14 protein-coding genes are annotated in these 13021 nt (G+C 64.6%); 7 read left to right on the plus strand and 7 right to left on the minus strand.

Annotated features, from left to right (window positions below; translation table 11 throughout):
- Positions 1-68 precede the first annotated feature (68 nt).
- Entirely contained in the window at positions 69-524 is a 456-nt protein-coding gene (locus tag CXZ10_RS02100; RefSeq protein ID WP_101287298.1) for an Lrp/AsnC family transcriptional regulator, read from the plus strand.
- Complete coding sequence (locus CXZ10_RS02105) at positions 521-1150, plus strand: LysE family translocator (RefSeq protein WP_180335831.1); 630 nt, start codon at positions 521-523, stop codon at positions 1148-1150. The genes CXZ10_RS02100 and CXZ10_RS02105 overlap by 4 nt, the downstream gene beginning before the upstream one ends.
- On the opposite strand, the gene CXZ10_RS02110 is transcribed toward CXZ10_RS02105, so the two are convergent.
- Positions 1147-2061: a LysR family transcriptional regulator gene (locus tag CXZ10_RS02110; RefSeq protein WP_101287299.1), complete on the minus strand. Its 915-nt coding sequence runs from the start codon at positions 2059-2061 to the stop codon at positions 1147-1149. The genes CXZ10_RS02105 and CXZ10_RS02110 overlap by 4 nt on opposite strands.
- Before the next feature lie 258 nt (positions 2062-2319).
- On the opposite strand from CXZ10_RS02110, the gene CXZ10_RS02115 reads away from it, so the two are divergent.
- The 4 genes from CXZ10_RS02115 (at position 2320) to rpsD (ending at position 6031) form a co-directional block, all read left to right on the plus strand.
- Complete coding sequence (locus CXZ10_RS02115; protein WP_101287300.1) at positions 2320-3357, plus strand: aldo/keto reductase; 1038 nt, start codon at positions 2320-2322, stop codon at positions 3355-3357.
- A 113-nt stretch (positions 3358-3470) separates the two neighbouring features.
- Positions 3471-4262, plus strand: a complete 792-nt coding sequence (locus tag CXZ10_RS02120) for an RNA methyltransferase (protein WP_101287301.1) — start codon at positions 3471-3473, stop codon at positions 4260-4262.
- Positions 4263-4371: 109 nt separating this feature from the next.
- Positions 4372-5214, plus strand: a complete 843-nt coding sequence (gene murI, locus CXZ10_RS02125) for a glutamate racemase (protein WP_244617094.1) — start codon at positions 4372-4374, stop codon at positions 5212-5214.
- Positions 5215-5413: 199 nt separating this feature from the next.
- The gene (gene rpsD / locus CXZ10_RS02130; protein WP_101287303.1) at positions 5414-6031 is read left to right on the plus strand and encodes a 30S ribosomal protein S4; all 618 of its coding nucleotides are present in this window, start codon (positions 5414-5416) and stop codon (positions 6029-6031) included.
- 59 nt (positions 6032-6090) lie between these two features.
- Here the strand turns inward: rpsD and CXZ10_RS02135 are convergent, their stop codons facing one another.
- Positions 6091-7212 carry a serine hydrolase domain-containing protein gene (locus CXZ10_RS02135; protein ID WP_244617093.1) on the minus strand — a complete coding sequence of 374 codons (1122 nt, stop codon included), beginning with the start codon at positions 7210-7212 and terminating at the stop codon, positions 6091-6093.
- 183 nt (positions 7213-7395) lie between these two features.
- Here CXZ10_RS02135 and CXZ10_RS02140 point away from each other — a divergent pair, with 183 nt between their 5' ends.
- Positions 7396-8181, plus strand: coding sequence for an ArsR/SmtB family transcription factor (locus CXZ10_RS02140; protein ID WP_101287305.1), 786 nt, complete (start codon positions 7396-7398; stop codon positions 8179-8181).
- 160 nt (positions 8182-8341) lie between these two features.
- Here the strand turns inward: CXZ10_RS02140 and CXZ10_RS02145 are convergent, their stop codons facing one another.
- From CXZ10_RS02145 to CXZ10_RS02165, 5 genes are all read right to left on the minus strand, one after another.
- Positions 8342-8785, minus strand: coding sequence for a hypothetical protein (locus CXZ10_RS02145; protein WP_101287306.1), 444 nt, complete (start codon positions 8783-8785; stop codon positions 8342-8344).
- 498 nt (positions 8786-9283) lie between these two features.
- Complete coding sequence (gene grxD / locus CXZ10_RS02150) at positions 9284-9625, minus strand: Grx4 family monothiol glutaredoxin (protein ID WP_101287307.1); 342 nt, start codon at positions 9623-9625, stop codon at positions 9284-9286.
- 51 nt (positions 9626-9676) lie between these two features.
- Complete coding sequence (locus CXZ10_RS02155) at positions 9677-9907, minus strand: BolA family protein (RefSeq protein ID WP_026792434.1); 231 nt, start codon at positions 9905-9907, stop codon at positions 9677-9679.
- Positions 9908-10041: 134 nt separating this feature from the next.
- A complete protein-coding gene (gene purL, locus CXZ10_RS02160; protein ID WP_101287308.1) occupies positions 10042-12246 on the minus strand; it encodes a phosphoribosylformylglycinamidine synthase subunit PurL in 2205 nt (734 codons plus the stop codon).
- Positions 12247-12376: 130 nt separating this feature from the next.
- Complete coding sequence (locus CXZ10_RS02165; RefSeq protein WP_101287309.1) at positions 12377-12934, minus strand: BLUF domain-containing protein; 558 nt, start codon at positions 12932-12934, stop codon at positions 12377-12379.
- Positions 12935-13021 lie beyond the last annotated feature (87 nt).

The raw sequence follows: 13021 nt of genomic DNA on the forward strand, positions 1-13021 counted from the left end.
TCCTGTCTAGTGATTTGATGGCGTGAAAATCTATTGACAGATAGGGGAATGAGAGGAATTTTGTCGGAATGGATGAGATCGATCGTCAAATCGTGATCTGCCTCGGCGACGATGCGCGCCGCTCGCTGGCCGACATCGGCCGCGAAGTCGGTCTGTCGACCTCGGCGGTGAACGAGCGCATCCGCCGCCTTCAGGCAGGCGGGGTGATCCGCCGCTTTACCGTCGATGCGGACGCCGAGGCGATGGGTCTTGGTGTGTCCGCCTTCGTCTTCATCGGGTTGGCTGCCGATGCCGATGAGGCGGCGTTCAGGCTGGTTGCCGCCGAACACCCCGCCATCGTCGAGTGCCAGCACGTCACTGGCGGCTGGAACTATCTCGTCAAGATCCGCGTGGCGTCGCTTTCCGGCATCGAGGCCTTTCTCGATGATCTCAAGCGGCGGCGGTTGATCGCTCGTAGCGAGACGATGATTGCGCTTTCCACCGTCGTCGAGCCGCCGTTTCGGCCAAGAGGGGATAGATCGTGAGTTTGCTGCTGTTTGCCGCCAAGGGTTTCGCTCTCGGATTTGCCGTCGCCGCACCACTGGGACCGATCGGGGCGCTCTGCATCAACAGGACGCTGCAGCGCGGCTTCTGGGTGGGGCTTTCCGGTGGCCTGGGCACAGCGTTCGCCGATGCTTTCTATGGAGCCCTGGCGGCACTTGGGTTTGCTGCCTTTTCGGCCTTTCTCGCCACGATCGACGGACCGATGCGCCTTGTCGGCGGCCTTGTCATGATCTGGCTTGGGTGGAAGGGCATGCAGCCGAAGCCGCCGCGCCCGGCGGCCGAGATCGGGGCACGTGACCTTCTCGGCACCATAGGCGCCACCTTTCTCCTCACCATCGCCAACCCGACGACGATCCTTTCTTTCGCGGTGTTCTTTGCAGGACTGGGCCTCGCCTCGGCGGCGGACGCGCCGTCCGCCCTGGTGGTGGTGGCCGGTGTCTTCGCCGGCTCGCTCGCCTGGTGGATCATTCTGACGGGCGGCGTGTCGCTGGTTCGCCACAAGCTGAGCGACCGCTTTGCGCTCTGGGTCGGCCGTCTGTCCGGTGGCCTTATCCTCGCCTTCGGCCTGCTGGCTGTGGGATCCTTCGTGCTCGGCCTTGTGCGCTAACCCCTCGATCGTTCGCGCATGCTCCTGAGGCAAGCCTCGATAAAAACGCGCAGCTTGGGCTGCAGCCGGCTCGACCTGGGGTAATAAAGGTAGAGCGCATCCTGAGCCGGTGCGAAGTTGTCAAGGCAGGTTTCGAGACGCCCGTCGGCCAACTCGCGGCGGATGTTTTGCGATGAGGCATAGGTAAGCCCGAGACCGGCCACCGCCATGGCGAGCAGGAGGGCGGAGTCGTCGGAGGTGAGTTGCCCCGGCGGGTCGATGGCGACGGCGATTCCCTCCCGCTCGAACTCCCAGCGATAGAGATCCCCGCTCGGCGGCAGGCGGAAGCGCAGGCAGACGTGGTGGGCGAGATCGTCAGGCGTCGTAGGCCGGCCGTGCGCGGCGAAATAGGCCGGCGAACCAACGACGACCCAGGAGAAGGGCGGGGTGACGCGGACTGTCAGCATATCCTGATCGATGAACTCGCCGATGCGGATGCCGGCGTCAAAGCCGCTCTCGACCAGGTCGTGGCGCTTGGTGTCGGTGATCACTTCGACGGCAATGTCGGGGTAGGCCGTCAGGAAGGCCGGCAGCATGGGGGTGAGTACTTCGCGCGCGATGATGGGATGGGTGAGAAGGCGGAGTGTGCCCGACGGCTTGGAGCTGAGGCTGGCGAGATTGCTGAGCGAGCCGGCAATGGCATCGGCGGCCGGCCTGACCTCGCCGAGAAGCCGCTCACCGGCTTCCGTGAGGGCGACGTGACGTGTGGTGCGGTGAAACAGTGGCAGGCCGATGCGTCGTTCCAGTGTCTGCACGGCCTGACTGACGGCGCCGGGCGTGACGCCGAGCTCGCCGGCGGCGGCACGGAAGCTGCCGCGCCGGACCACCGCAAGAAACTCGCTGATGCCATCAAAGAGGTCGGGCCGTGCCATGATCACTCCTGCGCGCGCGTGGTGCGGGCTCGCCCAAGCGCGATTTGGCAGCTCCGCTGCGGACGATGCATGATAACCGCCTCAATAGCGGATCATTGTATAGTTGATCTAATTAGCCTGTTGCGTTCGGCCTGGCTATTCCGACCGCAAGTCGAGGCTTATGTCATTGGTGGGCGCTGGTCGCTTCCATTGATGACCCCATCCGCCCGCCGCGCCGGCCGCTTTCTTGTTTCCCAATCGATTCTTCAAGGTGATGACATGCGCTACAACACGCTCGGGGGCACCGGCCTTCTCGTCTCGGAAATCTGCCTCGGCGCCATGACCTTCGGCGGCAAGGGTTTCTGGACCGTCGTCGGTTCGCTCGATCAGTCGGTGGCCGACCGCATCGTGGCCGGCGCTCTCGACAAGGGCGTCAACTTCATCGACACCGCCGACGTCTATTCGGAAGGGTTGTCGGAGGAGATCACCGGCGCGGCGATCCGCAACTCCGGCCGCGCCCGCTCGGACGTGGTGCTGGCCACCAAGGTGTTCGGTCCGGTTGGCAATGGTGTCAACGATCGCGGCGCCTCGCGCGGCCACATCATGGATGCCGTCAAAGGCAGTCTGAAGCGGCTCGGCACCGACTACATCGATCTCTACCAGATCCACGGCACGGATGTGGTGACGCCGATCGAGGAAACGGTGCGGGCGCTCGACGATCTCGTGCGTGAAGGTCTCATCCGCTATGTCGGCGTCTCCAACTGGCCGGCCTGGCGGATCATGAAGGCGCTCGGCATCGCCGACCGCCTCGGTCTCGATCGCATCGCCAGCCTTCAGGCCTATTACTCCATCGCCGGCCGCGACCTCGAACGCGAGATCGCGCCCCTTCTTCAGGCCGAGAAGGTTGGCCTGATGGTGTGGAGCCCGCTGGCGGGCGGCCTTCTGTCCGGCAAATACGGCCGCGACGGGTCGGCGCCGGAGGGCGCGCGGCGGGCCAACTTCGATTTCCCGCCGGTGAACAAGGACCGAGCCTTCGACGCCATCGACGTGATGGCCGAGATCGCCAGAGACAAGGGTGTGTCGGTGGCGCGCATTGCGCTGGCCTACGTGCTGCACAAGCCGTTCGTCTCCTCGGTGATCATCGGCGCCAAGTCGGTCGAACAGCTCGACGACAATATTGCCGCTGGCGATGTGGTCCTGTCGGCCGACGAACTCGCCCGCCTCGATGCCGTCTCGGCCCTGCCGGCCGAATATCCCGGCTGGATGCTGGAGCGGCAGGGCAACGAGCGCCTGGCCTCCGTCGCCAAGCCACGCTGAACGATCGGTCGGGTGGTGCGGCGAGGCGCCACCCACCGCGTGTTCCGAATATCGCCCTTTTCTTGACCGACGTGATGTGCCAAACCCGCGCCAAACTTGGGACAGGCAAGATCATGTCGGACGACACAGCGGCCGGCCGCGGACCGGCCATCATCCTCTGCGAGCCGCAGATGGGCGAGAATATCGGCGCGGCAGCACGCGCCATGGCGAACTTCGGGCTTTCCGATCTTCGGATCGTTGCGCCGCGCGACGGCTGGCCCAACGAGAAGGCGGAAGCCAATGCCGCCAAGGCGACGCACATCATCCATGCCGCGCGGGTCTATGACCGGCTGGAAGAGGCGATCACCGATCTTTCCTTCGTCTACGCCACCACGGCGCGCGATCGCGACGTCACCAAGGCCGTGCGCGGGCCGGTGCATGCCGCCAAGCACATGCGGGCGCTCGAAGCCCAGGGCGCGGGCGTCGGGCTGCTGTTCGGGCGCGAGCGCTGGGGCCTCAACAACGACGAGGTGGCGCTGGCCGACGAGATCCTGACGCTGCCGGTGGTGCCGGAATACGCCTCGCTCAACATCGCCCAGGCGGTGCTGGTGGTGGCCTACGAGTGGCGCAAAGCCGGGTTCGAGGATCCAGATGCGGCGCTGCCCTTTGCCGCGTCCGATCGATCGCCGCCGGCCGGCAAGGCGGAACTGCTCGGTCTGTTCGATCATCTGGAATCGGTGCTCGACGAGCGGCACTTTTTCCATCCGCCCGAGAAGCGGCCGACGATGATCCGAAACCTCCGCGCCATCTTCCAGCGCCAGCAACTGACGCAGCAGGAGATCCGGACGCTCCGGGGCATCATCACTTGCCTTGATGGCAAGAACCATCGGCCGAAGAAGCCTGTCACCGACAACGGCGAGGCCTAGGCCAAAGGTTTCGTTAACCCTGCGGGCCGCAGGATGAAAGCCGCTCGGCCCGATGTCGCCGCATTCGGCTGGCAAGGCTGGATGGACGAGGCAGGCTCTAGGGAATTCCATGCGCATCCTGGTGTTCGACAGCGGAGTCGGCGGCCTTTCGGTCGCCCGCGAGATCGGCAAGGCGTTGCCGGATGCCGGCATGGACTATGTCGCCGACCTCGCCGTGTTTCCTTATGGCGCTCTTGAGCCGGACGTCCTCATCGAGCGCGTCGTCTCGCTGATGGACGAGGCGTTTGCGGTGCTCGATCCGGCGGCGCTGGTGATCGCCTGCAACACCGCCTCGACGCTGGTGCTGCCGCCACTGCGCGCCCGTTTCAAACTGCCGATCGTCGGTACCGTGCCGGCAGTGAAGCCGGCGGCGGAGCACAGTCGGTCGCGCCTGGCCTCGGTGCTGGCAACGCCCGGCACGGTGAAGCGCGACTATACGCACGACCTCATCGAAACCTTCGGTGGCGACTGTCGCTTCACGCTGGTGGGGTCCGGGGCGCTGGCCGGGCTCGTCGAGCGGCAGTTCTCGGGCGAGGCGGTCACCGACACGGAGCTTTTCGCCGAGATCGCCCCCTGCTTCGTGGAAGAGGAGGGCAGGCGGACCGACACGGTGGTGCTCGCCTGCACCCACTATCCGCTCGTTCTCGATCGGCTGAAGGCGCTGGCGCCGTGGCCGGTGGAGTGGATCGATCCAGCACCGGCCATCGCGCGCCGCGTCGCGACGGTGACGGCCGGCGCCGGTCCGTCGCGCGACGAGGGTCTCCCGCTCCGCTTCTTCTCGACCGGCCGCCGTCCGGCCCGCGCCATGCTCGATGCCTTCGGATTCGTCGAAGGCACTGGGCTTTTCAGCGCTGCCGCGGAAAAAAGCGCTGATCTCGGCTCGAAAGCCGGCAAAGCCGCGCTTTCAGTTTGACAGCGGCCGCTCCCTCGACTATTCACCCCTCAACCCGCCGGTTCCTTGGCAACGAGGAGCCGGCGTGGCCGTTCACGTGTCCCGTGGGGGACCTGCCGCGCGCAGTGTTTCCCTGTCGGTTTCGGGTGGCTATCGGGCCAGATCGAAGCAGAGGAGGGCGCGCGTCCTGAATGAACACTGACAAAAAGCGGGATACGCGATGTCTAAGCGCCATAGTGCAAAGTACAAGATCGACCGCCGCATGGGCGAGAACCTCTGGGGTCGCCCGAAGAGCCCGGTCAACAAGCGTGAATACGGCCCCGGCCAGCACGGCCAGCGCCGCAAGGGCAAGACCTCGGACTACGGTCTGCAGCTGCGCGCCAAGCAGAAGCTGAAGGGTTACTACGGTGACCTCAGCGAGAAGCAGTTCTACAAGATTTACGAAGAGGCCGTCCGCCTGCGTGGCGACACCTCGGAAGCGCTGATCGGCTTGCTCGAGACCCGTCTCGACGCCGTCGTCTATCGCGCCAAGTTCGTGCCGACCCCCTTCGCGGCCCGCCAGTTCGTCAACCACGGCCACGTCACCGTCAACGGCCGCAAGGTCAACGTCGGTTCGTACCGCTGCAAGGTCGGCGACGTGATCGAGGTTCGCCAGAAGTCCAAGGAACTGGCGATCGTTCTCGAGTCGGTCGAGCTCGCCGAGCGCGACACGCCCGACTACATCGAGGTCGACACCTCCAAGAAGATCGCCAAGCTGGTCCGCGTGCCGGCCCTGGCCGACGTTCCCTACGCCGTCAAGATGGAGCCGAACCTGGTCGTCGAGTATTACTCGCGCTGATAGGGTTCCGAGCTTCGGACAAGTGGAAAGGCCGCCCCGCAAGGCGGCCTTTTTGCTGTTCAGAGACCCAGATCCTCATAAACGGCCTGGAAGATGTCCTTCGGGAAGGCACCGACGCAGCCCTCAATGGCCGTGTTGGTGAAGATGACGATCGTGAGGCCGCTGGCCGGATCGACATACCACTGATGGCCGTAGATGCCGCCCCAGGCCCAGGTGCCGGGCTTGCAGGGCGCCTTCTGCACTGTGGGATCGCGATAGACCGACCAGCCATGCGAATAGCCCTGGCCGGACGGTGCCGGGTCGATATCCACCGTGTGCGCCTCGGCGAGCAGCGGCATGGAGGCCGGCGACAGGAGCGGCCTGCCGCCTTGGCGCATCGCTTCGAGGAACACAAGGAAGTCCTCGGCCGTGCCGATCATGCCGGCGCCGCCGGAGGGAAAGGCCGTGGGGTCGAAGGCGCGCCCCGTCCAGAACTCGATAAACCCCTCGCCGTCCTTCACGCGTTCGATGTTGCCCATGCGGGTCGGTGGGGTGCCATCGGCATAGACCACGGCAAGACGGGAGGGATCGACGGGGCGGAAGGCGGTGTCGGCCATGCCGAGCGGGTGGGTGACGCGGGCCTTGACGATCTCGGGCAGGGAGCGGCCGTCGGCCACTTCCATCACTCCGCCCAACACGTCGATGGCGACGGAGTAACGCCAGCCGGCACCAGGCGGGAAGGCGAGGGGCAGGGCGGCGATGCGTCGGATGTTCTCGGCAAGGTCGAAGTCGGACGGACCGGTACCGCCGGCCGCTGGCCTGCCGTTGCCATTGTCGAGGTCATAGCTGAGGCCGGCTGTGTGGTTCATGAGCTGCGAAATGGTGATCGGCGGGGCACTGCCGTCGGCAAGGCGTGGCCGGAAGTCGGGCAGGTAACGGGTGACCGGATCGTCGAGCCGCATCCTGCCGGCCTCCACCATGGCAAGGGCGGCCACGGAAACCATCGGCTTGGTCACGGACGCCAGGCGAAAGATAGTGTGTGGCGCCATGGGCCAGTCGGCCTCTCGATCGAAGAAGCCGGCCTGCCGATCGTAGACAAGCTCGCCATTCAGCTTGATCAATATGTTGGCGCCGACGATCGTTCTGTCCACGGCGCGGTCGACGACCCTGTCGACTCCTGGAAACTGGCTGGCCTTGCCCACTTCGTCTTCTCCCTCAGATTGTTCGCATGCACTCTGCCATTCTATGGCTGCGGCCGGCATCCTAATATCTCACGGGTCGAGTTTTGGCAGGATGGCGAGTGGACCACTTTCGGATAAGCGGTCGCCAAGTTACAATACGTTACCATATTGACACGTTACTAAAATGGAACATATTATCTCGCCATGGCAGATGTTTTCGATGCCCTCGCCAGTGCGCACCGTCGCCAGTTGCTGGACGCCCTCAGAGAACGGGACGGCCAGACGCTGGGCGAGCTCGAAGGCTGTCTGCCGTTGTCACGCTTCGCGGTGATGAAGCATCTCGGCGTTCTGGAGGATGCCGGGCTGGTGGTCACCCGCAAGGTCGGGCGCGAGAAGTTTCACTATCTCAACCCCGTTCCCATTCAGGAAGTGAGCGATCGCTGGATCTCGCGCTACGCTTCGCCGTTTGCCCGCGGTCTTGCCGATCTCAAGGGCGGATTTCAGCAGGGGATTTTCAAGATGAACACCGCAGTGGTTGCACCGAAGCATGTTTACGAGCTTTTCATCGACGCCGCGCCGGAGGCCGTCTGGGCCGTTCTGACAGATGACGCCAAGACGCCGCTCTGGCAGCATTTCAACATGGCCTCGCGCACTGAATGGCGGGTCGGCGGCAAGATCGAGTTCCTCTTGGGCGGACATTCGATGATCGTTGGCGAACTGCTCGAGTTGACGCCGCCGAAGCGTCTGTCTCACAGCTTCGCTGCCCGGTGGGCAGACGATGTCGCCGGCGATCCGCCATCACGCGTCACCTGGGATCTGGAGCCGGCAGGCGACGGAGCAACAAAGTTGACGCTGGTACACGATGATTTCGGCGGCGATACCACCACCAGCCGCATGGTGACGGCCGGCTGGGTCGAGGCCATCTCTCGCCTGAAGACGCTGGTCGAAACGGGGCGGACCTTCTCGATGCCCGGACGGCCTGGTGCGTAGGCGGTACGCAGACAAGCAGAAAGGCCGCCCTTGAGGACGGCCCTTCGGAATATTACGCTGGATTGAGGCTCAGATCCGGGCGCGTCCGCCCGGACCGAGGGCCGGCGGCCGATGGGTCGCTCGACCTTCCCTCACCTCATTACCGCTGGACTATCGGCGTTCAGCCGGCGAAGCCGCGGCGGAAGTTGACAGTGGCGTTCTCGTCCGAGGAGTCGCCGCTGTAGTAGACCGGCGCCGGATAACGGGCGGCGTCAGCCTTGGCAGCCGCAGCGTTGGCCGGGTTCTCGATCACCACGCGGTTGACGAGAAGCGGTTCGTCGGAATCGGACGAGGGGTTCACCTCGGTGACGATCCGAGCACCGGTGTCACCATGGGTGGCGATCACGGCGCCGGACGTGTCGGTGCTGGCCGCGGCGGCATAGCGGGCGGCATCGGCCTTGGCGGCAGCGGCGTTAGCCGGATTGGGAGCCGGGTTCACCTGGACCCAACGCGCCTCGGCGCTGTCGTCGGCCGCAGCCGGGTCATACATGAGGCCGGCAGCGGAAGCGACGGTCGGCAGGGCGAACAGGGCAACGGCAGCGGCGGTGATGATGGAGGTCTTCATGGTCTTAACTCCTTGTGAGGGACATGTGCTTGTGAGGGACATGTACGCGTTACGCTTGGTGTCTTGGCAGCGTGGAGGTCTTGGTGGAGATCTTGGGGCGCTGCCGATGACCCTCATTTGGACCCTGACCGTTCACGTTCAAACCGGCCGGCGCTGACGTATGCGCGCCGGTCTGTTGAACGCGAGTCGCGAAAAAGTGTGCGGGGAGTTGAACGGCTCGGGGTGGTCAGGAAAAGTCCGCAGTCTTGCGCGGGAAACCGTCCTTTGCTGGCTCACACGGCGTGAGTCAGCCTGTGAAGAGGGCGCCGGGCCGTTCACGAACGCATCGTGCTTGCGGCGAGAATTTTGCGAGAAATTCGCAAAAAGCCCATCTCCGCCGCCCTTGAAACCGCTCCGCTGCGGCTGTTTCGCGTGTCCTCGCAGCCTGTCAGGCAAAGAAAAAGCCCCTGCCGAGGATCGACAAGGGCTTTTGAATGAGACCAGAAATACGGGTGGCCCTTACTCGGCTGCCGCCTCGTTGACGGCGATGCCGGCCTCCTTGAGATGGGCCTGCAGCTCCTGCTTCTGGAACATCTCCCGGACGATGTCGCAGCCACCGACGAACTCGCCCTTCACATAAAGCTGCGGCAGCGTCGGCCAGTTGGAATAGGTCTTGATGCCGTCACGCAGTTCGGGGTTTTCCAGCACGTTGATGCCTTTGAAGGGCACGCCGAGGTAACTGAGGATCTGCACCACCTGGCCGGAGAAGCCGCACTGCGGGAAGTCCGGCGTGCCCTTCATGAACAGGACGATATCGTTGCTCTTCACTTCGTTGTCGATGAACGACTTGATGTCAGCCATTGGTCTACCTCGGTCGGTCGGATTCAAGGTCCGAGTTGGAAGCATTCAAAGTTAAGGCGCGCTGGTCTGAAGTGCAAGGGCATGCAGCTCGCCGCCCATCTTTCCCTTGAGGGCGTCGTAGACGAGTTGGTGCTGCTTGACACGCGTCAGGCCGCGAAAGGCTTCCGATACGACGATGGCCGAATAGTGGTCGCCGTCCCCGGCAAGATCGCGGATTTCGACGCTGGCGTCGGGCAGCGCCTCCTTGATCATCGCCTCGATGTCTCTTGCCTGCATCGCCATGTCGAACACCCCTCTTTTCGTTGCCGGCCAGGAGTCACCTGGCACATATCGATCGATGGCATCATCCGGCCGAAAAGAAAATGCTCCAGGCGCATACCCCAGAGCATATTCCATTGATCCGGTCCGAGTCTGGCTTATGCCTTGCCGCCCATGAAAGCAGGGAACCAGCTGTCATAGGCCGCCTTGAGGTCGGTAACCGACGCCTTGCCGGCCGGGCCGAAGTCGACGGCATCGCCGCCGACCGTGCCGATCCGCTCGACGCTGACGCCGCTCTTAGCCGCGTCGGCAAGAATGGCCGAGACGTCGCCGGGCTTCAAGGCGATCAGATAGCGGGCCTGATCCTCGGCAAAGACTGCGACATGCGGAGCGAGGCCACCAAGCTCGACGCGCACGCCGCGCCGGCCGGCCATCGCCATTTCGGCGAGCGCCACGCCGAGGCCGCCGTCGGAAAGGTCGTGGCAGGTGGTGACGCGGCCGGAGGCGATGAGGCCGCGCACGAAATCGCCGTTCTTCTTTTCAAGCGTGAGGTCGACCGGCGGCGGCGTTCCTTCCTCGCGGCCGTGGAGGTCGCGCAGATAGACCGACTGGCCGAGATGGCTGCCGTGGCCGCCGACGAGCAGAACCTCGTCGCCATCGGCCTTGAAGGCGATGGTGGCCATCTTCGTCACGTCCGGCAGCAGGCCGACGCCGACGATGGTAGGAGAAGGCAGGATGCCCACGCCGTTGGTCTCGTTGTAGAGCGATACGTTGCCCGAGACGATCGGGAAGTTCAGGGCGCGGCAGGCTTCGGCGATGCCCTGAAGCGCGCGCACGAACTGGCCCATGGCCTCGGGCTTCTCGGGGTTGCCGAAGTTGAGGTTGTCGGTGAGCGCGATCGGATCGCCGCCGACGGCGGTGACATTGCGCCAGCTCTCGGCGACGGCCTGCTTGCCGCCCTCGAAGGGATCGGCGTCGCAGTAGCGCGGCGTCACGTCGGCCGACATGGCGAGTGCCTTGTTGGTGCCCTCGACGCGGACGACACCGGCGTCACCGCCGGGGATCTGCGCCGAGTTGCCCTGGACGAGGCAGTCATACTGCTCGTAGACCCAGGCGCGCGACGCCTGATCCGGCGCGCCCATCAGGCGGATGAGGGCGGCGCCGACGTCGTTGACGGCCGGAATGGCGTCGTCGGCGAGCGGCGCAGCCGTCTTCGGCTCGACCCAGGGACGATCATACTCGGGCGCCTCGTCGCCCAGTTCCTTGATCGGCAGGTTCGCGACTTCCTTGCCCTGCCAGATGATGCGGAAGCGCAGGTCGTCGGTGGTGACGCCGCAGACCGCGAAGTCGAGCTCCCACTTGCGGAAGACGGCCTCGGCCTCCTTCTCCTTGGACGGCTCGAGCACCATCAGCATGCGCTCCTGGCTCTCGGAGAGCATCATCTCATAGGGCGTCATGTCCTCTTCGCGCTGTGGCACGCGGTCGAGATCGAGGCGGATGCCGAGGTTGCCCTTGGCGCCCATTTCCACCGCCGAGCAGGTGAGGCCGGCGGCGCCCATGTCTTGGATGGCGACGACGGCGCCTGTCTTCATCAGCTCAAGACAGGCTTCCAGGAGGCGCTTCTCGGTGAAGGGGTCGCCGACCTGCACGGTCGGGCGCTTCTCCTCGATGGTGTCGTCGAATTCGGCCGACGCCATCGTGGCGCCACCGACGCCGTCGCGGCCGGTCTTGGCGCCGAGATAGACGACGGGCAGGCCGACACCCTTGGCCTCCGAGAGGAAGATGCCGTCGCGCTTGGCGATGCCCAAGGCAAAGGCGTTGACGAGACAGTTGCCGTTGTAGCGGGCGTGGAAGCGGACTTCGCCGCCAATGGTCGGCACGCCGAAGGAGTTGCCGTAGCCGCCGACGCCCGCGACGACGCCAGCGACAAGATGGCGGGTCTTCGGATGGTCCGGCTCGCCGAAGGACAGCGAGTTCATGGCGGCGATCGGCCGGGCGCCCATGGTGAACACGTCGCGGAGAATGCCGCCGACGCCCGTAGTCGCGCCCTGATAGGGCTCGATGTAGGAGGGATGGTTGTGGCTTTCCATCTTGAAGATGGCGACATCGCCGTCGCCGATGTCGATGACGCCGGCGTTCTCGCCGGGGCCGATGACGACTTTCTCGCCCTTGGTCGGCAGCGTCTTCAGCCACTTCTTGGACGACTTGTAGGAACAATGCTCGTTCCACATGGCCGAGAAGATGCCGAGTTCGGTCAGCGTCGGCTTGCGCCCGATCAGCCGGAGAATGCGGTCATACTCGTCGGGCTTCAGCCCGTGGCGGGAGATGAGGTCGGGCGTAATGTCGATGTCGTTCTGGAACACGGGCAATCCCCTTGGAGACCGGGCCGACGGTTGGGCAGGGGATAGAACGACTGGCGCAAAACCGCAAGAAAGCGGCCGCACAAAAAAGCGCGTCTCGCCGCTTTTTCAAGCGCAAGGACGAGTCATCATTTCACACGGCGGTCTTGGTGTTGACCACCTTGATCGTCTCGACCGGCGGATCCTGCCGTGGAGGAGCCGGGCGCGGTGCGGTCGGTTGCTGGGGCGAAATAGTCGGCATGCGCTGTTCGGCGAGGCCGGTCCGCTGGACATAGAGCGTGTCGAGGGCGCAGAACTCCCGCACGAAATCGAGAACGGCGGCTGCCGACATGGAGGTTGGATTGATGTCGACCGTCGGGCTGTATTTCAGGTAGAGCCGTTCGGCGTCGATTGTCCGTCCGGCATAACCCACCGCCCAGCCCTCGAAAACGCGCTTGTCGATGGTATTGATGGCCAGCACGGTCAGGTCTTCGATGCGCGGGTCCTCGAACAGCAGCCGCAGGCGCTTCGAGACCTGCTCGCGCGCGCCCTCGATGACCTCCATCATGTATTTCTCGTTGAAGACCAGGCCGCCGGTGAGGCCGGACGCGGGGCTGTAGTCGCTGGCCGCCGCCAGAATGCTTTTGATCATCCCGGCGGATTCACCAATCTTTACGTTGGTGCGACCGTAGAACACCAGGCGAGACAGCATGGCACAAGGCTCCGGCCAATGTTGATCCAATCAACACAGAGGCTATGCTCTCACCCGGCAGACAAATGGTTACCGAAGCCGGCGGCG

Origin of the sequence: Pleomorphomonas diazotrophica (assembly GCF_002844595.1) — a bacterium.
GTDB classification, from domain to species: Bacteria; Pseudomonadota; Alphaproteobacteria; order Rhizobiales; family Pleomorphomonadaceae; genus Pleomorphomonas; species Pleomorphomonas diazotrophica.

What these genes read in the sequence shown, in the direction of transcription:
- CXZ10_RS02100 (WP_101287298.1), top strand. Translation starts at nt 69, where the DNA reads ATGGATGAGATCGATCGTCAAATCGTGATCTGCCTCGGCGACGATGCG.
- CXZ10_RS02110 (WP_101287299.1), bottom strand. Translation starts at nt 2,061, where the DNA reads ATGGCACGGCCCGACCTCTTTGATGGCATCAGCGAGTTTCTTGCGGTG.
- CXZ10_RS02115 (WP_101287300.1), top strand. Translation starts at nt 2,320, where the DNA reads ATGCGCTACAACACGCTCGGGGGCACCGGCCTTCTCGTCTCGGAAATC.
- CXZ10_RS02120 (WP_101287301.1), top strand. Translation starts at nt 3,471, where the DNA reads ATGTCGGACGACACAGCGGCCGGCCGCGGACCGGCCATCATCCTCTGC.
- murI (WP_244617094.1), top strand. Translation starts at nt 4,372, where the DNA reads ATGCGCATCCTGGTGTTCGACAGCGGAGTCGGCGGCCTTTCGGTCGCC.
- rpsD (WP_101287303.1), top strand. Translation starts at nt 5,414, where the DNA reads ATGTCTAAGCGCCATAGTGCAAAGTACAAGATCGACCGCCGCATGGGC.
- CXZ10_RS02140 (WP_101287305.1), top strand. Translation starts at nt 7,396, where the DNA reads ATGGCAGATGTTTTCGATGCCCTCGCCAGTGCGCACCGTCGCCAGTTG.
- CXZ10_RS02145 (WP_101287306.1), bottom strand. Translation starts at nt 8,785, where the DNA reads ATGAAGACCTCCATCATCACCGCCGCTGCCGTTGCCCTGTTCGCCCTG.
- grxD (WP_101287307.1), bottom strand. Translation starts at nt 9,625, where the DNA reads ATGGCTGACATCAAGTCGTTCATCGACAACGAAGTGAAGAGCAACGAT.
- CXZ10_RS02155 (WP_026792434.1), bottom strand. Translation starts at nt 9,907, where the DNA reads ATGGCGATGCAGGCAAGAGACATCGAGGCGATGATCAAGGAGGCGCTG.
- CXZ10_RS02165 (WP_101287309.1), bottom strand. Translation starts at nt 12,934, where the DNA reads ATGCTGTCTCGCCTGGTGTTCTACGGTCGCACCAACGTAAAGATTGGT.